Consider the following 22687-nt stretch of genomic DNA (forward strand, 5'->3'; position numbering starts at 1 on the left):
CGGCCGGTCACGCCTGGACCGGCCGGGCACCGCGCTCGTTGGACCGCCCGTACGGGACCGTCCGTACGCGTCCTTCGAGACCTCGGGAGTCCGCCGTGCGGATGTACCTCCTCCGGACCGCCGCCCGCTTCGCCCGGCAGCTGGCACTGACCTCGCCGCTGTCGTTCCCGCTGCCGTTCCTCCCGCCGTTCCCGGCACCGGCGTTCCCCCCGCCCGCGTTCCCCTCGCCGGCGCTCCCGTCCCGGGCGGACGGGCTAGCCCCGGCGGACGCCCAGCGCCGGTAGCACCGTCTCGGCGACCCGGTGCGCCTCCTCCAGCAGCGGATTGCCGGAGAGGATGAAGGTGTCCACCCCGAGCGACTCGAACTCCTGGAGCCGCTCGATCACTTGGGCCGTCGAGCCGACCACGGCGGTGCCCGGGCCGGGCCGGAACAGACTCATCCCGGGCCACAGGTTCGGGTGCGCCTCCAACTCCCGGGCGCGCGCCGGGACCCTGCCGCCGTGCTGACGGAACTGCCGCTGCCAGCCGACCCCGTCCTCGCCGCGCGCGCCGCCGAGCTGACGGGCGTAGGTGGCCTCGCTGGTGACGTCGAGCAGCCGGTCGGCGGCGGCCCAGGCCTCGTCCTCGGTGTCGCGGACGATCAGGTGCAGCCGCAGCCCGATCCGCAGGCTCCGCCCGTGCGCGGCGGCGCGTTCGCGGACCAGGTCCAGCTTCTCCTTCAGCAGGTGCGGCGGCTCGCCCCAGGTGAGGTAGACGTCGACGTGCTGGGCGGCCATCTCGATCCCGGCGGCCGAACTGCCGCCGAACCAGAGCGGGATGCCGCCCGGCTGCACCGGGGTGAGTTCGCGCAGGCTCGCCCCGGCGTTCTTCAGGTCGTAGAACTCGCCCTTGTGGTCGAAGACCTCACCGGCCGTGAGGCGCTTGACGATCGACCAGTACTCGGCGCTGAGCCGGTAGCGGTCGTCGTGCTCGACGTGCAGGCCGTACTCGCGCAGCTGCTCGGTGGAGCCGTTGACCACGTTGAAGCGCAGCCGCCCGCCGTGCAGGTGGTCGAAGCTGAGCGCCATCTTGGCCAGCAGGGTGGGCGAGATCAGTCCGGGGTGCACGGCCAGCAGCGGCTTGAACGCCGGGCCGGTGGCGGCGGCCAGCGCGTTGCCGAGGTCCCAGACGTCGTGGAGGTCGGTCGCCAGCAGCGCGCCGGTGTAGCCCAACCGCTCGACGCTTCCGGCGAGTTGCTGGAGGTAGCGGAGGTCGACCGGGCGGCGGCCGGCCGGCTCCCACGGGTAGTGGCCCTCGCGCGGGATGATGTACCAGAGGAACTCGGAGGCCATCGGTCAGACCCCCGTGGTGGGAACCGCTGCGGCGACGACGGCGACCGCGGCGGCCACCGGGGCCTCCAGGGCGGGCAGCCGGGCGTCGGAGACGGTCACCGCGCGGTCGATGAAGCCGACCCGGTGGAAGATGTCGGCTGCCTCCTGCTGCTCGGCGACGAACGCGGCGGTGGCGGGCTCCAACCGCCAGGGCAGTGCGGCCAGCGCCGCCTCCCAGTCCTCGGCGCTGCCGCCCAGGTCCTCGGCGGCGATCGCGGCGGCCTCGGGCAGGTGGGCGACCACCCAGGCGTCCGCGCGGCGCAGGGCGGCGCCGATCGCGGCGACCACCTCGGGGCGGTCGGCGGCGAAGTCCCGGCGGGTGAAGAACACCGAGCGGTCGGTGATGACGTCCCCGGTGCGGACCAGCTCGCGGAACTCGCCGGTGCGCCGGGCGGCGGCGAGTTCGGCGCCCTGCGCGATCCAGCCGGCGATCACGCCCTCGCGCAGCCGGGCCGCCTGGTCCTCACCGGCGGCCGGCCGGACGGGGGTGACGTCGGCGCCGTAGACGAGGCCCTCGGTGTGCAGGGCCTTGGCGAGCAGGTGGGTCTGCCAGGAACCGATGGCGAGCACGACGGTGCCGCCCTTGAGGTCGGCGACCGTCCGCACCGGGCCGTCGGCGCGCACCAGCAGCGCGCCGTGGTCGGGGCGGGGCGCGGACACCGCCGCGTACACCAGGTCGTGGCCGGCGGCCTGGGCGGTGACCGGCGGGGTCGAGCCGGTGCCGCCGAAGTCGATGGTGCCGTCAGCGAGCAGCGCGCCGGTCCGGGTGCCGTCGGTGTAGTGGTGGAACGCGCCGGTCTCGCCGAGCGGGGCCAACTCCTCGTCCAGGTAGTCGAGTCGGGAGAGGTAGTAGAGGGTCGGGTTGCTGGCGTGGACGCCGAGGGTGATGGCCATGGGGATCAACTCCTGTGGTGCCGGGGGTTGGTACGGTCGTTCGTTGGTGCGGATGGGGTCGACCAGGGGTAGCGGCTCAGTGGACGCCGAGGTCGGCGAGCAGGCGGCGGCGCAGGTCGGCGAAGGCCGGGTCGGTGGGCTCGCGCGGACGCTCGACGGTGACGCGTTCGTCGCGCACCAGCGCGCCGTCGCGCAGCACCGCGACCCGGTCGGCCAGCCGGACGGCCTCGTCCACGTCGTGGGTGACCAGCAGGACGGCCGGCCGGTGCCGGCGGACCAGGTCGCCCACCAGGTCCTGCATGCGCAGCCGGGTGAGCGCGTCCAGGGCGGCGAACGGCTCGTCCAGCAACAGCAGTCGGGGCTCGCGGACGAGCGCCCGGGCGAGCGCCACGCGCTGCGCCTCGCCGCCGGACAGGGTGGCCGGCCAGGCGTCGGCGTGCCGGTCGAGGCCGACCTCGGCGAGCGCCCTGAGCCCGGTCTCCCGGGTGGCGGCGCCGCGCGGCAGGCCGACGGTGACGTTGGCGAGCACCCGCTTGGACGGGACCAGGCGCGGTTCCTGGAAGACCACGGTCCGCGCCGACGGCACCAGGACCGTTCCGGCGTCGGCCCGGTCCAGGGCGCCGAGGATGCGCAGCAGGGTGGTCTTGCCGGTGCCGCTGGCGCCGAGCAGGGCGACGAACTCGCCCCGGTCGATGTCCAGGTCGACGCCGTCGAGGACGGCCCGGGTGCCGAAGACGCGGCGCAGTCCGCGCAGGTGGACGGCGGGCGCGGCCGGGGCGGCCGGCGCCTCGGGGGCGGTGGTGGGGGTCTCGGGGGCGGTGCTGGTGGTCATCTGCCGGCTCCTCCTTGGGTGGCCTTGCGCCAGGGCATCAGGAAGCGTTCCAGGAGGCGGACGACGCCGTCGGCGGTGAGGCCCAGCAACCCGTAGATCAGGATGCAGACGGCGAGCACGTCCGTCCGGGAGTAGTTCTGCGCCTGGGCCATCAAGTAGCCGATCCCCTCGGTGGAGTTGATCTCCTCGGCGGCGATCAGCGCGATCACGCTGAGCGTCATGGACAGCCGCAGCCCGGACAGCAGCGCCGGCAGGGCGCCGGGCAGGACGACGGTGCGCACGATCGCCCAGCGGCCGAGGCCGAAGCTGCGCATCGCCTCGATCAGCTTCCGGTCGGTGTTGCGGACGCCGCCCGAGGTCGACACGTACATCGGGAAGCTGGTGGCGACGCCGATCAGGGCGATCTTGGCGGTCTCGGTGATGCCGAACCAGACCATGAACAGCGGCACCAGGGCCAGGAAGGGGACGGTGCGCAGGACTTGGACGGCCGAGTCGAGCAGTTCCTCGCCGAGGCGGAAGAAGCCGGTGACGACGCCGAGCACCAGGCCGGTGCTGGCGCCGAGCAGCAGGCCGAGGCCGGCCCGGGTGAGCGAGACGGTGAGGGCGTCGGCGAGTTGGCCGTTGCCCCAGAGTTCGCCGACCGCTTCGGCGACCTGGGCGGGTGAGGCGAGCACGTCCTGGGTGAGCGCGCCGGTGGCGGAGGCGAGGGCCCAGCCGCCGAGCAGGGCGAGCGGGCCGAGGGTGCGCAGGATCAGGGCGAGGGCGCGGGGGCGCGGGGTCTGGAGCCGGGTGCGCGGCTCGACCAGGCCGGCCGCGCGGGCGGCGGCGGTCGCGTCCGCGCCGGTGGCGTCGCTGGTGGCATCGCCGGCGGTGCGGTCCGTGATCGGCGGGGTACTCAACGCGTTCAACGGGTCGGTGGTGGCGGTCACTTGGCGCCGTCCCCGATCTTGCTGATGTCGATCAGGTAGGGCTTGACGTCGACCAGCTGCTTGGTGACCTTCTGGTCGGCGAAGAACTGCGCGACGGTGCCGAACCGGGTGATGTCCGCGTCGGCGATGACGTCCGCGGCGGCGCCCTGCCGGCTGACGGCGACCGCGACCTCCTTCTCGGCGGGGGTGACGGCGGTCGGGCCGGAGTCGGTGAAGACGTTGAGGTAGGCCGCCGGGTCGCCCTTCTCCTTGAGGCCGTTCTCGCGCAGGTAGGTGTAGAAGGCCTTGACCACCTCGGGGTGCTTCTCGGCGAAGCCGTTGCGGACCGCCCAGACGGCGTAGTTGTCCGAACCGACCTCCTTGCCGTTGACCAGGAAGTGCGCGCCGGAGTTGGCGATCGACGGGGTGGAGAAGGTGTTCCAGGTCGCCCAGGCGTCCACCTGGCCGGAGTTGAAGACGCCCGCGGTCTGGTCGGCCCGCAGGTAGACCCGTTCGACCTTGTCGGCCGGGACGTTGTTCTTCTCCAGGGCCTTGAGCAGCAGGTACTCGCTGGTGCCGCCCTGGCTGACCGCGACCTTGCGGCCGACCAGGTCGGAGACGCTCTTGATCGGCGAGTCGTTCTTGACCAGGATGCCCTCGCCGACGCCGTCCGGGGCGGTCTGCGCGAACAGCTTGAAGCCCGGCTTCTGGGCGAGCGCGGCGACGGCGGAGGTGATCGAGCCCTGGGCGACGTCGAGTTGGTCGGCGGAGAGCGCCTGGGCGGCGGGGGCGAACGGGCCGGCGCTGCCGGTCCAGGCGACCTTGGCGTGGACGGCGGCCAGGGCCCGGTCCAGCGAGCCGTCCTTCTTGCCGAGGGCGAGGAAGCCGTTGTTGCCCGGGTCGGGCACCCGGAGCACCACCTCGGCCTTGCCTCCGCCGTCGACGGAGGCCTTCGCCCCGTCGGTGGACGAGCCGCAGGCGGCCAGGCCGGTGGTGGCGAGCAGTGCGGTGGCGGCGAGGGCGAGGCGGGGGCGCTTCACGGGGGGTCAACTCCTGAGGATGGGGCGATGAGCGGGAGCGGTGGGGGCGGATGGAACGGATGACAGCTGACAGCTGACGACTGACAGATTTCAGATGACAGATATCAGCTGACACACACTGAAATCCGTCAGCCGTCGATCGTCAGCCGCCATGTGTCCGCCCCGCCGCGCGGCGTTCGGCGAGCAGGGCGCGGGCCGCGCGGAGCGGCTCCGGGTCGGCCCAGGCGTGGACGTCGACCGGGGCGGCCAGAAAGCCGTGCCGATCGAGGAAACGTTCCTGCTGCGCCAGCAGACCGAGACGCTCCTCGGACAGGTCGAGGTGCAGGGTGTGGTGGCCGCCCCGCGCGTACGCCCCGGCGACGCCCTCCTCCCCCGCGCCGGTCTCGGCCCGCAGGATCCGGGCCACCTCGTCCGGGTGCCCGGCGGCCCAGTCGGCGGCCTCCAGCAGGACGGCGAGGAAGCGGGCCACCAGCTCCGGCTGCTCGTCGAGCAGCTGCTGGTGCACGGTGATCGGGCGGGGCGTGCCGTTGTTCACCCTGGTCCGGCGGTCCGGCTCCGCGTCCAGCTCGACCGCGACCTCGGCCCCGACCCGGCGGGCCGCCTCGACCGCCAGCGCGCCCTTCACGTAGACCGCGTCCACCAGCCCGTCCCGCAGGGCGGCCAGCTCCGAGCTCCACTGCCCACCGCTCTCGGTGGCCGGAACGTCCACCAGCTCGGCATCGTCCAGGGTGAGACCGGCGAGCGAGAAGGCACCCCGCAGGCCGGCCAGTGCCATCGCCCGCCAAAAGTCGATCGCGATCCCATGACGTGGGACGGCGAGCCGCAGCCCGCGCAGCTGCCCGGGAGCCGTGATCCCGCTGCCGGCCCGGACCAGGACGACCTGGCGCTCCTCGATCCAGGTCAGCCCGATCAGCCTGGTCCGCTCGCCGCGCGAACGGGCCCAGAGCGCCGGCACGTTGCCGCCCTCGCGGAACAGCCCGGTCAGCGCGTGGGTGTAGTGGTGGTCCGCGGCCACCTCGGGCGGCGCGTCCTGGAGCGACCGGACGGCGAGGCCGTCGCCCGCGAACTCCCGGGCGAGCCACCCCCGGTCGGCCGCGATGCCGGTCGCGGTGGGAACCGGGCAGCGGGTGAACCAGAGGGTCTCCGGCGTTCCGGCGACGGCGGCCGGGCGGTGTTCGTCGGCGGTACTGCTGGCGTGGCTGGGCCTGGGCACAGTGGCTGGTCCTCTGCGACGGGGTGCGGCGCGGACGCGGCGGAGCGCGGGCGCGGCACGGCACGGGTCACCGGGCGCGGTGGGGCGGAATGGGGGAAGGGCGGTACGGTCGGACGCGGACGGTGCGTCAGCGACAACAGGCGCAGGGGGCGGGGCACCGGTGGATCGTCACGGCGCGGCTCCTTCCTGCGGTTCGGACGCGGTGGACGGGGCTCGTCCGGTGCGTTGGACCGAGCGTTCCACGGCAGGCGAGCACCAGGCAAGTGTTTGCCACATGATGGGAGCACTTGTTCATGAACGGCATCCCATTGCAATGCCGTTGACACATTCCCGAAGCAGACGCTGCCATAGTCTGGGAGAGTCTCCGGTGAACCGGCCGGAGCCACGGACAGAACGAGAGGTGCCATGGCCGAGGCCGCCACCGCCGTCCAGAGCCCGCCGGCCGGCGCCCAGGCCGTCCAGCGGGCTCTCGGGCTGCTGCACTGCTTCCACGACAACGGCCCCGACCTGAGCGCCTCGGACCTGGCCCGCCGGATGGGACTCTCGGTCTCCACCGCGCACCGGCTGGCCCGCACCCTGGTCAGCGCCGGATTCCTGGAGCAGGACGAGCAGACCGCCCGGTACCGGCTCGGCCCGGCCGTCGCCGAACTCGGCCAACTCAGCTTCCACCAGCGCGGCTTGCACCTGGCCGCACCCGAGCTGGAGCTGCTCTCCCGCCGCACCGGCGCCACCGCCGACCTGGCGATCCGCAGCGGCCCGCACGCGGTGATCCTGGTCGGCGCGTCCGTCCGGCCGGAGACCGGGCTGGGGCTGCGCCGACCGCTGCACTCGACCGCGCTCGGCAAGGTGCTGCTGGCCTGGCCGCGCCCCGGCGAGGCGGGGGTGGCCACGCTCGGCCCGCTGTCACCGTTCACCGACCGGACCATCACCGAACCGGACCGGCTGGCCGACGAGTTGGCCCGGGTGCGGGCCGCCGGCTACGCGCTCAACGACGGCGAGTCCGCGGCCGGGGTGCGCACGGTGGCCGTGCCGGTCCTGGACGGCGCCGGGCAGGCCCGGTTCGCGCTGGCCGTCCGCTCGACGCCCGCACACCTCACCGACGACCGGCTGGACTGGTTCCTCGGCCACGCCCGGTCCTGCGCGAGCGCGCTCGCCGTCCTGCTGCTCCCGCCCGACCAGCGGGTCTGAGACTCGCCCGGGGACCGGATCCGAATGACCGTCAGAACGCGCGCGAGGGCCGGGCGTTCACGAGGAACGCCCGGCCCTCGGGCAACCAGGACGAGACCCGGCTCACGCCACCGGGGTGTACTTGTAGCCGACCCGGCGGACCGTCACGATGCTGTCCCGGTAGGCCGCGCCGAGCTTCCGGCGCAGCCGGGCGACGTGCACGTCCACCGTCCGGCCGTCGCCGACGTGGCCGTAGCCCCAGACGGCGGAGACCAGGTGGTCGCGGGTGTGCACCCGCTGCGGGTGCTCGGTCAGGTGGGCGAGCAGCTCGAACTCCAGGTAGGTGAGGTCGAGCAGCCGGCCGTCCACGTAGGCGTTGCGGCGCTCCACGTCGACCGCGATGCCGCGGCCGGCGGGTCGCACCGGCCGTACGGCGGCGGACGCGCCGCCGACCGCCGGAGCCGGGGCGGACACCGGCACCTGCGCGGCGAGGGGTGCCTGGGCGGGCACGGCCGCGACCGGACCCGCGGCGCCGACCGGGCCGGCCGCCGGGGCGCCCTCGGCCGGGACCAGGACCAGGTAGCCGACCATCGGCCGCCCGGCCGCGGCGCCGAACTGCGCCCCGTACTGGGCGAGCAGGGCCTGCGGCAGCGAGCCCTGCGGCAGCGCGGCGACGACCGTCGCCCCCTCCGGCAGCGCGGCGAGCAGCGCCTGCGGCGGCAGCGCCGGGACGACCTGGGCGGGGCCCTGGGCCGGAGCGGCGGACGGGCCGACCGGCGAGGCGCCGGGCCCGGGCACGGTCTGGGCGGCCGCCGGACGCTGCGGGACCGGCCCGCCGTGCCATCGTTCGGCGGTCGAGGAGAGGGTGGAGACGGAGTTGACCGACCGGACCGCCCGCAGGTGCGGGGTCGCGGCGGGCAGAGGAAGGGTGGCCGTGGAGGTGGAGGACATGATGCCGCTCATTTCGCGCGTGACGGACGGGGTGGAGTCGTCTGCGCGTCGACCGGGCGTGCTGCCGAGGACTGACCCGAGGTCAGCGGAGGGAGTGCCGGGACGCGCTGGGCGAACCCGGACACGTCTGGTCGAACAGGTGCGGCTGCCGGGACGGCCAGAACGGCTCGAGGTCGGGGCGACGACCTCTGCTGCTGTCCACGACGTGCCGCGTGCGCCGGTCCGACCAGGTGAACGCGGCCTGGCTCCGCACCATCCCGGCCGCACCGGCCGCACGGGCGGTGGTGGTGGCGACGGCCGGGGGGAGGGAGGGTCTGACGAGGTTCACTGGTGCTCTCCGCGAAGCGGGCAGGGGCGACGGCGGCCCACCGGATTACTGTCCGATGCTGCCGGGTCGACGAATTGATGGACCGTCAGCTTCCGCCGGCCCCGGTGGACCGGGTCGGGCGGGCCGTACCGGACGGAACTTCTTCCGGGCGGCGGGCGACGGCGATGTGACTGGCGACGGGTGACAGAGTCACCGACAGCAGGCGCTACAGATCAGCGCGTGGTCGATGTACCGCCGGATGGTGAGCGCCGGAGTGACCGGGGCGAGGATGGATACGGCCGCGGTGTCCCGCTGTTCGGCGTTCACGGTACGGCCCTCCCCCCTCTGGTCACGGTGCGCCCGCACGGCTCTGTGCTGCATGGCGGCACGTGCCGGACGCACGCTTCGTGCACGGCACTTCGAGGCAACCCGGCAACGGGCCGGGCGCCCTTCGAACCCAGAGCCTTCCACGCCGGGCCGGTCAAGGCAACCCGCCGCGCCCAGATCGTCCGACATGTGGACACCCTGATGAGACGCTCATGTGCGGACCGCACCCAGGACCCGTCCTGGACCCGCCCCGGACCCGCCCCGGACCCGTTCGGAGGCTGCTCGGAACCCGCCCGGAACCCCGCTCAGACCCGGGTCGGAGCGCCCCTGCGCCGCGCGGCGGCGTGCTCGACCAGCGCCACCAGCAGCTCCTTGCCGTCCTCGCGGCGGCGGGCGTCGCAGAGCACCACCGGGATGTCCGGGTCCAGGTCGAGCGCGTCCCGGACCTCCTCGGGCCCGAAGACCTCGCTGCCCTCGAAGCAGTTCACCGCGACCAGGAAGGGGATGCCGCGCTGCTCGAAGAAGTCCACCGACGGGAAGCAGTCCGCCAGTCGGCGCGTGTCGGCCAGCACCACCGCGCCGAGCGCACCCCGGGCCAGCTCGTCCCAGACGAACCAGAACCGGTCCTGGCCGGGCGTGCCGAACAGGTAGAGCGCGAGCCCGGGCCGCAGGTCGATCCGGCCGAAGTCCATCGCCACGGTGGTGGTGCGCTTGGCCTCCACGCCGGCGGTGTCGTCCACCGGCCGTCCCAGCTCGCTCAGTTCCTCCTCGGTGCGCAGCGGGCGGATCTCGCTGACCGAGCCGACCAGCGTGGTCTTGCCCGCGCCGAAGCCGCCCGCGACCAGGATCTTCACCGCGACCGCCGGACCGCCCCGCCAGCGCGGGTCGTTCGACCGGTCGTCGGCGACGGTGGCGGTGGTGGCGGCGTCGGCGGCGTTCGCGGGGAGGTCAGAGCGCACGGAGTCCATTGATCACGTCTCGCAACAGGCGCTCGTCCGGCAGCTCGGCGAGCGGAACGGGTCGGGTGACGCTGATCAGCTCGGCGTCGTAGAGGTCGCCGAGCAGCACGCGCACCACGCTGACCGGCAGGTCGGTGAAGGAGCCGAGCTCGGCCACGGAGAGCGGTTCCCGGCGGCACCAGGCCAGGATGGTCTGGTGCTCCGGGTCGAGGACGTGCGCGGGCACGGCCCCCGCGGCCGGCGCGGGCTCCTTGGCGGTGATCAGCGAGATCAGGTCGAACAGGCCGTCCTCGACCGGTCTGGTCCGGCCGCGGGTCATCGAGTACAGCCGCACCACCGGTCCGGCCTCGTCGTCGAACCAGCGGTCGTCGACCGGGGTGCGCGGCCGGAACAGGTCGACCTCGGGCTCCTCGGGCTCCTGCCCGTCCGGCACCTGGTCGGCCGGTACCTGCCCGTCGGACACCCGGTCGGCCGGTACCTGCCCGTCCGCCGCCCGGTCGCCCGTCACCGGACCGTCCGGCGCGCCGCCGGCCGGTTCCTGCTCCCGCGGCACCGGTGTCGGCTCCTCGTCCGCCATCGGCCCGCTCATCTCCCCGGCGGGGCCACGTCGGCGCGCGGCTCGGCGGCCAGGTGCTCGCCGACCCGCTTGACCAGCAGGGCCATCTCGTAGGCGATCTGGCCGATGTCGGCCTCGGCCTCGCTCAGCACCGCCAGGCAGCTACCGTCACCGGCCGCGGTGATGAACAGGAAGGCCTCGTCCAGCTCCACCATGGTCTGGCGCACGCCGCCGACCTTGAAGTGCCCGCCGGCGCCCTTCGCCAGGCTGTGGAAGCCGGCCGCGACGGCGGCCAGGTGCTCGGCGTCCTCCCGGTCCAGGTCGCGGGAGGCACCGGTGGCCAGCCCGTCGCTGGAGAGGATGACCGCGTGCCGCAGCGCCGCGACGCGTCCCACCAGGTCGTCCAGGAGCCAATTGAGGTCTCCGGCCGACTGCGTCGAAGTGGTCATGAATCTGTTCCTTCCGCTGGAGCGGGTGGTGCGGGTGAAGCGGGTCGTACGGGTGATACCGGTCGTCCTGGTCCTGCGGATAGTGCCGGTGCCGCGGTGCTTTCGGACGGCCCGTGGGACAACGGACCGACGGGTGCCTCCGGTTCCACGATCGGTTCCGCGATCGGTTCCGCGATCGGGAACGGAGCCGGGGCGAGTCTGGCGGGCAGCAGGGCGGGGGTGCGCCGGGCCAGCGGGGCGGCCGGTCCGCCCGCGGCCGGGCCGGGCAGCGCCGCCGGGGTGGGCGCCGAGGTGATCGCGCGGCGGTCCGGGTCCGGTGGCTGCCACGCGGGCACGACGGTCGGACGGGGGGCCTGCGGGGTGGCGGCGCCCCGGCCCCGGGTGAAGCCGCGCTGGAACGAGGTGAAGGTGGCCCGGGCCTCCTCCGGCGAGCGTTCGCGCGCCGGTTCGGGCGCGTCACCGGTCGAACCCGCCGGACCGTCGGAGGACCGCTCGCTCCGGGCGGCGGCGCGCTCGCGCAACTGCGGGGCGAGGCTCGCCTGCCGGACCCGGCGCGGCAGGGCACCCGGCGCCCCGACCGAGCGCACCCCGGCGACGGGCGCCTCCGCGACGGACGGCTCGGCAGCGGGCGCCTCGGCGACCGCGGGCACCACCGGTTCGGCGACCGGCACCGGCTCGACCGCCGACTCCGGCAGCTCCTCGCGCCGGTGCCGCCCGGTCCCCGGCCCGGTGCCATCGCCGGCGGGCGCCGACACCAGCACCGGCCCGCCGTTGCCGCGCGACCGGCGCGGCAGGCCGCCCGGCGTGCGGGCGGGTTCGGGCGCCGAGGGGCGCGGCCCGCCGGTGATCCGGTGCCGCCCGCCCTGCCCGTTCGAAGCCTTCGCGCCACCGGAGCCGGCGGCGCCGGACCCGGCGCCCTCCGTGTCGAGCGGCGGCACCGCGACGAGGTCGCGCTGCCCGCGCCGCCCCACCACCGGACGCCGGCCCGAGCCCGAGCCTGAACCCGAGCCCGAACCCGAACCCGGGACGCCCGCCACCGCGGCCACCCCGGCCGCCGCGCCCGTACCCGCACCCGTACCCGCCGCGGGCGGCTCCGGCAGCCCGTCCGGCGCCTCCGCCAGCAACTCGCGCGGGATCAGCACCACCGCCGTGGTCCCCCCGTACGGCGAGGGCCGCAGGTGCACCCGGATGCCGTGCCGCCGGGCCAGCCGGCTGACCACGAACAGGCCCAGCCGGTCGGTGTCGGCGAGGTCGAACTCCTGCTCAACCGCCAGGCGTTCGTTGATCTCGGCGAGCGCCGGCTCGCTCAGCCCGAGCCCGCGGTCGTCGATCTCCAGCGCGAAGCCGTGCGCGACCACCTCGCCCTGGACGGTGACCTGGGTGTTCGGCGGGGAGAACACCGCCGCGTTCTCGACCAGTTCGGCGATCAGGTGGGTGACGTCGGCGACCGCGCTGCCGAGCAGCCCGGTGCCGGGGAACGGCCGGACGGTCACCCGGGCGTAGTCCTCGACCTCGCCGACCGCCGCGCGGACCACGTCCACCATCCGCACCGGCTTGCGCCAGGCCCGGCCCGGCGAGCCGCCGGCCAGGATGATCAGGCCCTCGGCGTGCCGCCGCATCCGGGTGGTGAGGTGGTCGACCTTGAACAGGTCGGCCAGCTCCGCCGGGTCCTCGGTGCGCCGTTCCATGGTGTCGAGCAGGGTCAGCTGGCGGTGCAGCAGCACCTGGCTGCGCCGGGCCAGGTTGACGAAGACGGCGGAGACCCCGCGGCGCAGTTCGGCCTGTTCGACGGCGGCCTCGACGGCGGCCCGCTGGACGGCGTTGATCGCCCGCCCGACCTGGCCGATCTCGGCCGGGCCGAACTGCAGCTCGGGGGCCTCGGTGGCGACGTCCACCGCCTCGCCCTTGCGCAGCCGCAGCATCACCGAGGGCAGCCGGGTGCCGGCCAGCTCGTTGGCGGCGTTGCGCAGGCCGATCAGGTCGCGGGCCAGGCCGCGGCCGATCCGGTAGGAGATGAGGACCGACAGCACCACCGCGACCAGGCCGATCAGACCGGCGATGCCGCCGCGCCAGAGCAGTCCGACGGAGTAGGCGTGCTCGCGGTCGTCGATGGTGCCGCCCAGCCGGTTGTTGATCGCGGCGAGGTCGTCCAGCGCGCGGTCGGCGGTCTCCCGCCAGGCGTCGCCGTTGATCGCCTGGACCACCCGTTCCGGGCCGCCCGCGCCGACGAAGTCCGCCTCGGCCCGGGCCAGCGCGGCCCAGGCCTCGCCGCCGCGCAGGGCGATGTAGTCGGCCTGGTCGACCGGTTCGAGCTCGGCGATGTAGACGGTGAACAGGGCCTGCTGGTTGTGCAGGGCGTCGAGGGCGACCTGGTACTGCTCGGCGGTGGGCCGGCCGGGCGCGGTGCGCAGCCCCTCCATCGCCGCGTCCTCCTGGGAGAGGTACTCGCGGGCCCGCACCAGTTCGATCAGGATCGTGCCCTGGCGCGGGAGTTGGCCGCTCTGCCGGGCGACGAAGGCGGACCGGAAGCCGAAGGTCGGCTTGACCAGGTCGCTGTACTGGCCGAGCGCGAACTCCCAGTTGAGCGCGGTGCGGCCGATCTGCGCGCGGAGCGGGGCGAGTTGGTCGGCGGCGGCGAGGATCTGCAGGTAGCGGCCGCGCTGGGCCTCGTCGAGCCGGCCGCCGTCGGTGTCCTTCATCTGCCGCAGCACGGTGAGGTCCCGGTCGGTGCGGGCCTGGGCGCGTTCGAAGGCGTCCCGGGCGGCGCGCGAGCCGGGGTCGGCGAGCCGCTGGACGGCGGCCCGGCGCTCGGTCTGCAGGTCGGACGCGTACTGGTCGACCGGGGCGCCGAAGTCCTTGTACGTCCTGCTGAGGTCCAGCCGGCTCCAGACGTCTCCGGTGGTGGCGAGCGTCGCGTACGCCCAGAGGGCGGTGAGGGCGACGATGGGCACCAGGAGCAGCGCGATGATCTTCGCGCGGATCGAGCTGCTGCGCAGACGCATGGAGTCCTCGGTCGGGAAGTGCCAGGCGCGGACGGGAGGGGGTGCGGGCCGAGTGGGCGGTGCGGACTGGGGAGGCGGGGGTGGCGGTGGGGGTCGGGGCGGCGGCGGGTGACGGGTGGGGGCGGTGGGACAGGTACGGACCAAGTACCGATCGGGTACGGATCCAGGGCTCGACCGGGAGCCCCGGCCGCAGGTCTGCGCGACTCTACTACGCCCTGACCACTCGTTCGAGGGTCGAACCCGTCCTCTCTCGACGCGGGCCCGGATCGTGTCCGGATCGCCACCAAGATCACCGATTCCTCACATCCACCCGGCCCGGCGGGGCCGTCTCCCCGGCGCTACGACACTTTCCACACGGGCCGGTGCCGATCTCGTCGCGTCACGGTCACAACCCTGGGCAGTCGGGGAGCTATCCGATAGTTTCGCTCCACCTGCAGGACGGATCGGGGGGATCGTGCGCGAGTTCACCACCCCCGCGCCGGCCGGAGCACCGGCCACCGGTGGACTGGCCGACTCGCTCTACGACACCGCCGAACGCCACCCCGGACTGGTCCAGTTGTCGCGCCGCGCCGACCGGACCGGGTGGGGCGGCCGGCCGGGGTCGCCCGACCGCACCGGCCGGACCGGTCAATCCGACCGCGCCGGCCAGTCCGACCGCGCCGGTCGACCCGACGGGGCCGGCCGACCCGACCGCACCGGCGAGGACGAGGTCTGGCAGGACGTGACCGCGGCCGACTTCCGGGACGCGGTGCTGGCCCTCGCCAAGGGCCTGCTCACCCGCGGCGTGCGCTACGGCGACCGGGTCGCGCTGATGTCCCGCACCCGCTACGAGTGGACGCTGTTCGACTACGCGCTCTGGTCGATCGGCGCGATCCCCGTCCCGGTCTACCCCACCGCCGCGCCCGAGCAGGTCCGCTGGATCCTCGCCGAGACCCAGGCGGTCGCCTGCCTGGTCGAGGACGAGGACCACGCGATGACCGTCGGCGCGGTCTGCGACGCGCTGCCCGACCTGACCGGCATCTGGCAGCTGGACCGGGACTGCGTCGCGGCGATCGTCGAGGACGGACGCGGCGTGCCCGACTCGCTGGTGCACCGCCAGCGGCTCGGCGTCGGCGCCGACAACATCGCCACCGTGGTCTACACCTCCGGCACCACCGGCCGCCCCAAGGGCTGCCTGATCACCCACGGCGCGCTGGCGGCCGCCGCCGACACCGTGCTCGACGGCTGGCACGAGGCGCTCACCGACACCGTCGGCCACCAGCCGTCCACACTGCTCTTCTTACCCCTGGCGCACGTCTACGGGCGGATGGTGCAGATCGCGGCGGTGCGCGGCGGCTTCCGGCTCGGCCACCTGCCGGAGGTGTCCACCGACGTCGTGCTGCCCGCGCTCGACTCGTTCCGGCCGACCTTCCTGCTCGTCGTCCCGTACGTGCTCGACAAGGTGTTCCAGCAGGCCCGGCGCGCCGCCGAGGACGCCGGGCGCGGCGAACTCTTCGAGCAGGCCCGGGAGGTGGCCGTCGACTGGGCCGACGCCCGCGAGCAGCGCGCGTTCGGCCGCGGCCCCGGCCCGGGCGCCAAGCTGCGGCTGCGCCACCTGGCCTACGAGCGGACGGTCTACCAGCGGCTGCGCGCCGTGTTCGGCGGCCGGGTGCGCGCGCTGATGTGCGGCGGCTCGACCCTCGACCGCGAACTCGGCCTCTTCTACACCGGGATCGGCTTCCAGCTGTTCGAGGGCTACGGGCTGACCGAGACCTCCGCCGCGATCACCGCCAACCCACCCGGTCGGCAGAAGATCGGCACGGTCGGACAGCCGGTCCCCGGCGCCACCGTGGCCATCGCCGACGACGGCGAGGTCTGGGTGCGCGGCCCCGGCGTCTTCGGCGGCTACCTCAACCACCCGCGCTGCACTGCCGAGTCGCTGTACGACGGCTGGTTCGGCACCGGGGACCTCGGCAGCCTGGACGAGGACGGCTACCTGAGCATCACCGGCCGGAAGAAGGACGTGATCGTCACCAGCAGCGGCAAGAACCTCGCCCCGGCCGCCCTGGAACGCCGGGTCGAGGCGCATCCGCTGGTCTCCCAGTGCCTGGTGGTCGGCGACGACCGCCCGTACGTGGGGGCGCTGATCACGCTCGACCCGGCGGCGCTGGCGCACTGGCTGAAGCGGCGCGGGCGCGGGGTGGCGGACCCGTGGGCGGTGCTCGCGGACGAGGACCTGCACGCCGAGGTGCAGCGGGCGGTCGCGGCGGCCAACACGGCCGTCTCGCGGGCCGAGTCGATCCGGGCGTTCCGGCTGCTGCCCCGGGAGTTCGGCGTGGACCAGGGACTGCTCACGCCCTCGCTCAAGCTGCGCCGGGCGGCGATCGTCGCGTACTACGCGGAGGACATCGAGGAGCTGTACGCGCCCTGACGGGCCTCCCGGTGTTCCGGCAAACCGGTGTCACGGCGTCCCGGTCCGTCCGCTGACGGATCGTCTTGTCCCTTTTGCCACTCGGCGGATGGCGGGTGTTTCACCGGCCGTTCCCTTGACGATCCGAGTGGTCCAGTCCATTGTTTTGCCTCGGTCTTGAGTGCGGCACGCCAACGGCTCCCGCCCCTCGGGGAGCGCCCCATCCCGTTCTCCGCGCGTCCTCCCCACGGACGCGTCCCCCACGCAGGAGTTCCCACGTGTCCATGTCCTCGCGCCTGTCCTCGTGCATGCCTTCGCGCCTGTCCTCACGGTCGGCCTCGCGGCTGTCCTCACGGTCGGCCTCGCGCGCCCTCCCCCGGCTGTCCGCGCTGGCCGCCTCGGCGGCGCTGCTGCTCTCCGGCGCCGTCTCCCCCGCCGCCGCGGAACCCGCGAACGCCCCCGCGCCCACCGTCAACCTGGCCACCAACCCCGGGTTCGAGATCCCCGCCTCCTCGCTCGCCGACTGGGGCAGCGTGCCCGGCTGGCGCTGCTCCGGCGGGCCCGCCGAGGCCGCCGTCACCACCACCGCCCCGCACTCCGGCGGCTCCGCGCTCGCCGTCACCCCCGCGAGCGACGAGTCCACCGGCGAGTGCGTGCAGACCGTCGCCGTCCAGCCCAACACCACCTACACCGCCTCCGCCTGGGTGCGCGGGAAGTTCGTCTTCCTCGGTGCCACCGGCACCGCCCGGCCCACCCCGCCGGCCTGGACCGAGAACACCAACGGCGGCTGGCAGAAGCTGACCACCCGCTTCACCAGCGGCCCGACCGCCGGGACCGTCCGCCTCTCCGTCCACGGCTGGTACCAGCAGGGTCCGTTCGCGGTCGACGACGTGCGGGTGGACGGCCCCGCGCCCGCCCCCGCGACCGCCGCCGGCTCGGTGCCGACCAGCGACAAGGTGGTGTTCTTCACCGTCGACGACGGCTGGCAGCGCACCCCGGAGGCGGAACGTTTCATCACCGACCACAAGCTGCCGATCACCGCGTTCCCGCTGCCGATGCCGGCCGCCGCCGACCCCGGCTTCTTCCAGCGGGTCACCGCCGCGCCCGGCTCCTCGATCCAGAACCACAGCGTCTCCCACGCCGACCTCAGCAAGCTCCCGCTCGCCGAGCAGCAGGTGGAGATCTGCGACGCCCGGGACTCCCTGACCCGCATCTTCGGCACCGCCCCCGCCGTCTTCCGCCCGCCGTACTTCGCCTGGAACGCCGACACCCTGCAGGCCGCCGCCAACTGCGGTCTGCGCAACGTGCTGACCGCCGACGCGGACTTCAGCTGGGGCGCCTCCAACATCTGGCACGAGGGCACCCTGTCGCCCGGCGACGTCGTCCTGCTGCACTGGACCGACACCCTCGCCACCGACCTCCCGCGCGCCCTGGCCGCCGCCGAGGCCGCCGGCCTCAAGCCCGCCGGACTGGCCTCCTACCTGCGCTGACACCACTCCACCAGGCCGCGTGCCGCCGCTCCCCCGGGAGTGGCGGCACGCGCCGTCTCCGGACCGGCGGCCCGCTGACCCGTCGTTGACAGACGACGGGTGGGGTGTGTTCTGATGAGCGCGTGCAGCGTGGCGCCGGCCAAGAGAAATGGGCCGGCCGGCGACCGAGCGAGCACCTTGACGCAGAGGGACGATGCGCGATGAGTACTTACTCCGCTCCCCTTTCCTGACGATCACCGCAGCTGCGGCCGCTTCATTCCCATGTTCGGAGATACCCACAGGCGTATGCCCATGTCTTCTTTGTCTTCTTCGTCGTTCAATCAGTCGGTCATCGATGAGTTCCGTGCCAATGGCGGGAAGGTCGGCGGGCCCTTCGAGGGCGGGGACCTGCTCCTGCTGACCACGGTCGGCGCGCGGTCCGGGCGGGAGCACACGGTGCCGCTCGGGTACGTGCGGGCCGAGGGGCTGCTGCTGATCGTCGCCTCGGCGGCGGGGGCGGCCGAGGACCCGCAGTGGTACCGCAACCTGCTCGCCCGCCCGGTGGTCGGGGTGGAGCTGGGTACGGAGGTGTTCGACGCGGTCGCGGTCCCCGCCGAGGGGTCGCGCCGGGACCGGCTGTTCGCGGCCGTCGTCCGGGCGGCGCCCGGCTACGGGGACTACCAACGACACACCGAGCGGCTGCTGCCGGTGGTGGTCCTGGAGCAGCCCGGGGACACCACGCCCCGCGAGGTGGCCAGCCTCGCGGACAAGCTGCTGGAGGTGCACGACTGGCTGCGCGGCCAGCTGCGGCACGTCCGGGCGGAGACCGAGGCGCACTTCGCCGACCACGGGACCGGCGCCGAGGCGCCACCGCCCCTCGGACTGCAGATCCGCCAGCACTGCCTGGCGTTCTGCCAGGGCCTGACCATTCATCACACCGGCGAGGACCAGGGGGTGTTCCCCGCCCTGGCCCACAGTCACCCGCACCTGCGGGACACGCTGGACCGGCTGGCCGAGGAGCACCGGACGGTGGCACGACTGAAGGACGGGCTGGTGGCGCTGCTGGCCGAGCTCGGTTCGGCCGAGCCTGAGCGGTTCCGGGCCGAGCTGGCCCGGCTGTCGGCCGAGCTGGAGGCGCACCTCGACCACGAGGAGCGCGAGCTGCTGCCCGCGCTGGCCGACATCCCCTTCCCGCCGGTGCGGTGACGCGAGCGCCCACCGGCCCCGGGGAGGGGTCGGTGGGCGCTCGGAACCGTCCGATCCGTCCGAACCGGCACCGGTGCCGGTACCGGTTCAGGGGCGGATCAGGCCTGGGCGGTGAACACCGGCAGGTAGCCGCCCGACTGGCCGGCGGCCTTGGGGTGGTAGCTCTCCTCGACCGGCAGGGTGGTGCTGTGCAGCCAGGTGGTGCTGGAGCCGCAGATCTCGTGCTCCTTGAAGATCGAGCGGACGTCACCGAAGGCGAAGCCCGCGTTGGCGGCGCGCTTGGCGACGACGTCGTCGAGCACGTCGGCGGCGCCGTTGATGGCGGCCCGCTTGGTGTCGCCGATGCCGAAGATGCAGCTGCCGCCGACCTTGTAGAGGTGCGGGTAGCCGAGCACGACCACCCGGGCGTTGGGCGCCTTGGCGTGGATGGCCGCGTAGACCTGGTCGAGCTGGCCGGGCAGCGTGCTGGTGGCGTAGTTCTTCGCGGTGGCGACGGCGTTGAGGCAGGCGCTCTCGGAGTCGAGGACGCAGGTCTGCATCGTGCTGGCGAAGCCGGCGTCGTTGCCGCCGACGCTGATGCTGACCAGCGTGGTGCCCGAGTTGAGGGCCGACAGCTGGTTGTTGAGCACGTCTCCGGTTCTGGCGCCCGCACAGGCGACGAACGCGAAGGAGGACGGCGCGTGCGCGTTCTTCCAGAGGTACGCGTACGCGTTGGTGCTGCGCTTGCAGCTGCCGCTCTCGCTGGTGTAGCTGCCGGCCCCGAGGCCGGAGGCGTACGAGTCGCCGAGTGCGACGTAGTTGACGCCGGCGGCGTGGGCGGAGCCGGCCGTCGCGAGGGTGGTCAGCGTGAGGAGCATCGCGGTGACGGCGACGGACATGGCACGGGCAGGTCGTAGCATGACACCTCCTGATATGACATACGTCACAAGAATTGATACCAGGCGGTAGATAACCGGGGAAGTGGTCATGCCAAGGCAATTGACGGTCTGTCTGACAACACTGAGGTGAACCGCCTTGCCCACAACCGGAAATGCTCCGCGCGCGCCGGTGCGACGGATCACCCGATCAGGCGGCCCGGCGTCGTCCCACCCCCGCACCCCGACTGAGGGCTACTCCGCTCCGGCCGACCCGTCGTCGACGAGGACGATCTCCAGCTCGAAGCCCTGACGGTCGATCAGGTGAACCGCCTCGCCGGTGTCCACCCGGACCGTCCAGCCGGCGGCGAGCGCGGCGGCCACCGCCGCGGCGGTCCCGTGCACGGCGAGGTGGTTGAGACCGGCCCGCAGCCGCTCGTGACCGCCCGGCAGCAGCGCCGGCGACTGCTCGATCACCAGGTAGGCGTCACCGAGGCGCCAGCTGCGGCCGCTCGGCCAGTGCTGGAACGGCTCGCACCCCAGGGCGAGCAGTACCGGCGCCCACTGTTCCTCCGAGACCGCCAGGTCGTCCGTCCAGAGCTCCACGTGGTGGAACAGCCCGCGCCGGTGCGGCGCGGTCACCGGCCGGTTCCCCGCTCTGGCCCGGGGCCCGCGGGGCGCGCACCGAAGCCGGGGGCGGGAGCGGGGGCGGAGGCGTGGCCGGGACCGGCGGCGCGGCCGGGGGCGGCGCCGGGCCCGGACCCAGGACCGGGGAAGATCTCGCAGCCCGCCAGTGGAAGCTCCTCGATCGTCTCGTTCGCGGACTCGGGCACGCCCAGCCGCCGGGCGGCGGTCGCCACCGCCGCCCGGGCCTGGCGCAGGCCGGGCGAGCCCCAGCCGAGCAGCTCGACCGCGAGGCCCGGCGCGACCAGCAGCCGCCGGTAGTGCCGCCCCGAGGCCGGATCGGGCACGCTGGGGCCGACCGACCGCAGCGCGGCGGCCATCCGCACCCGCGCGCACTCGTGCCCGCCGTTCGCCGAACCGACCCGGTCGTAGAGGTAGCCGAGGTAGTACGGCGTGCCGATCAGCGCCTGCGCCTCCTCGTCCGCCTCCCGGGCCAGTGCCGAGCCCGGGTCCCCGGCGTCCTCCGGCTCCAGCGAGCCGCCGGGGAGCGAGACGATGCCGTCCTTGGGGTTGACCAGGGTCAGCACCCGGCCGTCGGGGGCGAACAGCCACCCCCACGACTGCTTGACCGGAAGGCCGGCGGGCACCCGCTCGCCGGGCCGCCACGGCCAGCCCGCGGTGGGACGCCGGCGCACCCGGCCGAGCAGCTCGGCGATCTCCGCGCTGTACTCGATCCGGCTCATGCGTCCCCCCTTTCGGTGTCGGGCTCGCCGGACCGACGGTGCGCGGGGGCGGTACGCGGTACGCGGTTCGGGGCTGAGCGGCGGGGACGGCGGCGTGGGGCACCGGCCGTTCCCACTGTTGATCTTCCCCGAAATCTTCCCCGAACAGGCGGTCGATGAACAGTCCCCAGCGCCGCTTGGTGGACGCCGGAGACCGAACGGCCTGGTCAGCCCAGGGGCTCACCCCCGTCCCCGATCGGCCCGAACGGCGGCTCGTCCGACGGCTCGGGCGGCGACCCCGGCGGGAAGGGATCGGCCGACCGCCCGGACGGCGGCTCGGGCGGGGGCGCCTCCGGGAGCGGGAAGCCCGGGAGCGGCACAGCGGCCGGCGGGAAGGGCAGGCCCCGGCCGACGTCGTCGGCCAGCTCGTCCAGCACCTCCCGGACGGTCATCGGCCGCAGCCGCCCGCCCCGCAGCGCCCAGCCGCGCACCGTCTGCCCGCCGGGCGCCGCCGGGTCCCCGTGCAGCACCATCGCCCCGTGCCCGCCGACGGCCAGGCCGGCCGCCAGCGTCACGCAGAACGCCTCGACGTCCCGCCCGCCGATCACCAGCCGGCCCCGCTCCACCCGGACGTCCGTCGCCGAGGTCAGCTCCTCGCCGCCCTCCGGGCCGGACCAGCGCAGCGTCAGCAGGTGCACGCCCTCACCGGCACCCGCGGCCACCGCCGGCTGCACCCCGACCGCGTACCGCAGCACCGCCGCCAGCCGCCGCTCCCCCGGCGGCCCCTCGCCGACCGCCGTCACCAGCACGGCCATCGCGATGGACAGCCGCACCCGGGCCCGGTGGTCGTCGGCCAGCACCGGGAGCAGCGCGGCCAGCCGCTGCCCGGCGTAGCGGAACGGCTCCCCGGCCAGCTCGGGGTCGGCGGCGTAGCCGACCCGGGCCGCCGCCTCCCCCGGGTCGAAGCCGAGCGCCTCGCAGTAGTCCTCGTAGTCGACCGGGTCGAGCACCCGCAGGTGCACCTCCAGGCCCTGCCGGCGCAGCGCCCGCAGCTGGACCGCCGCCCGCCGCAGGTAGGCCCGGTAGGACAGCCCGCCGAACAGGCCGTACCGGGCGAGGTCGGCGAAGTCGGCGGCGCGCACGACCAGCGCGAGCGCCACCGGCTGCGGCGGCGGCGCCCCGCGCGGACGCCCCCGGCGCCGGTCCCTGGCCCCGGGACCGGGGCCGCTCGCCCCGCCACCCGGGGGCCGCCCGCCCGGGCCCCCGGCCACCGGCCGACCGGGGCCGGGCCGCTGCCGCGCCGAGGTGGGGAGCCGCAACCGCGCCGCCTGCGGGCACGGCACCGCGCCCTCGCCACCCGGGCGGTACAACCGGTGCACCCGGCGCACCCGCCCGCTGCGGGGGAACTCGAAGTCGATCTGCACGGACATGGTCGTGTCCTTCCGTTC

Annotated in this window: 20 protein-coding genes; 5 read left to right on the forward strand and 15 right to left on the reverse strand. The window is 74.6% G+C overall.

The features are described from left to right. A partial coding sequence (locus AB0N76_RS18010) for a hypothetical protein (protein ID WP_363558184.1) occupies positions 1-284 on the forward strand: 284 nt, incomplete at its 5' end. Here AB0N76_RS18010 and AB0N76_RS18015 read toward each other — a convergent pair. The 6 genes from AB0N76_RS18015 to AB0N76_RS18040 all read right to left on the reverse strand — a co-directional run bounded on the left by AB0N76_RS18015 (position 255) and on the right by AB0N76_RS18040 (position 6257). Continuing rightward, positions 255-1331 (reverse strand): LLM class flavin-dependent oxidoreductase, encoded by a 1077-nt coding sequence (locus AB0N76_RS18015; protein WP_363558186.1) that lies wholly within the window; start codon positions 1329-1331, stop codon positions 255-257. The two genes, AB0N76_RS18010 and AB0N76_RS18015, sit on opposite strands and share 30 nt — an antisense overlap. A gap of 3 nt (positions 1332-1334) precedes the next feature. Continuing rightward, a complete protein-coding gene (locus AB0N76_RS18020) occupies positions 1335-2264 on the reverse strand; it encodes an ABC transporter substrate-binding protein (RefSeq protein ID WP_363558188.1) in 930 nt (309 codons plus the stop codon). 76 nt (positions 2265-2340) lie between these two features. Next, on the reverse strand, positions 2341-3096 hold the full coding sequence (locus tag AB0N76_RS18025) for an ABC transporter ATP-binding protein (protein WP_363558190.1): 756 nt from the start codon (positions 3094-3096) through the stop codon (positions 2341-2343). Next, complete coding sequence (locus AB0N76_RS18030) at positions 3093-3902, reverse strand: ABC transporter permease (RefSeq protein ID WP_363558282.1); 810 nt, start codon at positions 3900-3902, stop codon at positions 3093-3095. Before AB0N76_RS18030 ends, AB0N76_RS18025 begins: the two co-directional genes overlap by 4 nt. Before the next feature lie 119 nt (positions 3903-4021). Further along, the gene (locus tag AB0N76_RS18035; RefSeq protein ID WP_363558192.1) at positions 4022-5044 is read right to left on the reverse strand and encodes an NrtA/SsuA/CpmA family ABC transporter substrate-binding protein; all 1023 of its coding nucleotides are present in this window, start codon (positions 5042-5044) and stop codon (positions 4022-4024) included. Positions 5045-5186: 142 nt separating this feature from the next. Beyond that, entirely contained in the window at positions 5187-6257 is a 1071-nt protein-coding gene (locus tag AB0N76_RS18040; RefSeq protein ID WP_363558194.1) for an ABC transporter substrate-binding protein, read from the reverse strand. A 405-nt stretch (positions 6258-6662) separates the two neighbouring features. On the opposite strand from AB0N76_RS18040, the gene AB0N76_RS18045 reads away from it, so the two are divergent. Then, complete coding sequence (locus tag AB0N76_RS18045; protein WP_363558196.1) at positions 6663-7445, forward strand: IclR family transcriptional regulator; 783 nt, start codon at positions 6663-6665, stop codon at positions 7443-7445. A 102-nt stretch (positions 7446-7547) separates the two neighbouring features. Here the strand turns inward: AB0N76_RS18045 and AB0N76_RS18050 are convergent, their stop codons facing one another. From AB0N76_RS18050 to AB0N76_RS18070, 5 genes are all read right to left on the reverse strand, one after another. After that, complete coding sequence (locus AB0N76_RS18050; protein WP_363558198.1) at positions 7548-8375, reverse strand: winged helix-turn-helix domain-containing protein; 828 nt, start codon at positions 8373-8375, stop codon at positions 7548-7550. Between the two features lie 939 nt (positions 8376-9314). Further along, positions 9315-9863 carry an ATP/GTP-binding protein gene (locus tag AB0N76_RS18055; RefSeq protein WP_363558284.1) on the reverse strand — a complete coding sequence of 183 codons (549 nt, stop codon included), beginning with the start codon at positions 9861-9863 and terminating at the stop codon, positions 9315-9317. A gap of 94 nt (positions 9864-9957) precedes the next feature. Continuing rightward, complete coding sequence (locus tag AB0N76_RS18060; protein WP_363558286.1) at positions 9958-10362, reverse strand: DUF742 domain-containing protein; 405 nt, start codon at positions 10360-10362, stop codon at positions 9958-9960. 191 nt (positions 10363-10553) lie between these two features. Then, a complete protein-coding gene (locus tag AB0N76_RS18065; RefSeq protein ID WP_030302362.1) occupies positions 10554-10973 on the reverse strand; it encodes a roadblock/LC7 domain-containing protein in 420 nt (139 codons plus the stop codon). Then, entirely contained in the window at positions 10970-13975 is a 3006-nt protein-coding gene (locus AB0N76_RS18070) for a nitrate- and nitrite sensing domain-containing protein (protein ID WP_363558200.1), read from the reverse strand. The genes AB0N76_RS18065 and AB0N76_RS18070 overlap by 4 nt, the downstream gene beginning before the upstream one ends. Positions 13976-14429: 454 nt before the next feature. On the opposite strand from AB0N76_RS18070, the gene AB0N76_RS18075 reads away from it, so the two are divergent. From AB0N76_RS18075 to AB0N76_RS18085, 3 genes are all read left to right on the forward strand, one after another. Continuing rightward, positions 14430-16385 (forward strand): AMP-binding protein, encoded by a 1956-nt coding sequence (locus tag AB0N76_RS18075; protein ID WP_363558202.1) that lies wholly within the window; start codon positions 14430-14432, stop codon positions 16383-16385. Between the two features lie 287 nt (positions 16386-16672). Then, entirely contained in the window at positions 16673-17854 is a 1182-nt protein-coding gene (locus AB0N76_RS18080; protein WP_363558204.1) for a polysaccharide deacetylase family protein, read from the forward strand. A 285-nt stretch (positions 17855-18139) separates the two neighbouring features. Beyond that, on the forward strand, positions 18140-19039 hold the full coding sequence (locus tag AB0N76_RS18085; protein ID WP_363558206.1) for a nitroreductase/quinone reductase family protein: 900 nt from the start codon (positions 18140-18142) through the stop codon (positions 19037-19039). Positions 19040-19137: 98 nt separating this feature from the next. Here AB0N76_RS18085 and AB0N76_RS18090 read toward each other — a convergent pair whose 3' ends face one another. From AB0N76_RS18090 to AB0N76_RS18105, 4 genes are all read right to left on the reverse strand, one after another. Further along, positions 19138-19896 (reverse strand): SGNH/GDSL hydrolase family protein, encoded by a 759-nt coding sequence (locus AB0N76_RS18090; protein WP_363558288.1) that lies wholly within the window; start codon positions 19894-19896, stop codon positions 19138-19140. A gap of 252 nt (positions 19897-20148) precedes the next feature. Then, positions 20149-20535: a glyoxalase gene (locus AB0N76_RS18095; RefSeq protein ID WP_363558208.1), complete on the reverse strand. Its 387-nt coding sequence runs from the start codon at positions 20533-20535 to the stop codon at positions 20149-20151. Beyond that, positions 20532-21260: a hypothetical protein gene (locus AB0N76_RS18100; RefSeq protein ID WP_363558210.1), complete on the reverse strand. Its 729-nt coding sequence runs from the start codon at positions 21258-21260 to the stop codon at positions 20532-20534. The genes AB0N76_RS18095 and AB0N76_RS18100 overlap by 4 nt, the downstream gene beginning before the upstream one ends. A gap of 206 nt (positions 21261-21466) precedes the next feature. Next, the gene (locus tag AB0N76_RS18105) at positions 21467-22669 is read right to left on the reverse strand and encodes a hypothetical protein (protein WP_363558212.1); all 1203 of its coding nucleotides are present in this window, start codon (positions 22667-22669) and stop codon (positions 21467-21469) included. Between the last annotated feature and the right edge of the window lie 18 nt (positions 22670-22687).

This window comes from Kitasatospora sp. NPDC093806, from assembly GCF_040683335.1.
Classification (GTDB): domain Bacteria; phylum Actinomycetota; class Actinomycetes; order Streptomycetales; family Streptomycetaceae; genus Kitasatospora.

Bases quoted from the DNA above. Each gene is read 5' to 3' on its own strand.
- AB0N76_RS18105 (WP_363558212.1), bottom strand. From the start codon at position 22,669: ATGTCCGTGCAGATCGACTTCGAGTTCCCCCGCAGCGGGCGGGTGCGC.
- AB0N76_RS18090 (WP_363558288.1), bottom strand. From the start codon at position 19,896: ATGCTCCTCACGCTGACCACCCTCGCGACGGCCGGCTCCGCCCACGCC.
- AB0N76_RS18050 (WP_363558198.1), bottom strand. From the start codon at position 8,375: ATGTCCTCCACCTCCACGGCCACCCTTCCTCTGCCCGCCGCGACCCCG.
- AB0N76_RS18100 (WP_363558210.1), bottom strand. From the start codon at position 21,260: ATGAGCCGGATCGAGTACAGCGCGGAGATCGCCGAGCTGCTCGGCCGG.
- AB0N76_RS18065 (WP_030302362.1), bottom strand. From the start codon at position 10,973: ATGACCACTTCGACGCAGTCGGCCGGAGACCTCAATTGGCTCCTGGAC.
- AB0N76_RS18045 (WP_363558196.1), top strand. From the start codon at position 6,663: ATGGCCGAGGCCGCCACCGCCGTCCAGAGCCCGCCGGCCGGCGCCCAG.
- AB0N76_RS18080 (WP_363558204.1), top strand. From the start codon at position 16,673: ATGCCTTCGCGCCTGTCCTCACGGTCGGCCTCGCGGCTGTCCTCACGG.
- AB0N76_RS18025 (WP_363558190.1), bottom strand. From the start codon at position 3,096: ATGACCACCAGCACCGCCCCCGAGACCCCCACCACCGCCCCCGAGGCG.
- AB0N76_RS18015 (WP_363558186.1), bottom strand. From the start codon at position 1,331: ATGGCCTCCGAGTTCCTCTGGTACATCATCCCGCGCGAGGGCCACTAC.
- AB0N76_RS18070 (WP_363558200.1), bottom strand. From the start codon at position 13,975: ATGCGTCTGCGCAGCAGCTCGATCCGCGCGAAGATCATCGCGCTGCTC.
- AB0N76_RS18085 (WP_363558206.1), top strand. From the start codon at position 18,140: ATGCCCATGTCTTCTTTGTCTTCTTCGTCGTTCAATCAGTCGGTCATC.
- AB0N76_RS18020 (WP_363558188.1), bottom strand. From the start codon at position 2,264: ATGGCCATCACCCTCGGCGTCCACGCCAGCAACCCGACCCTCTACTAC.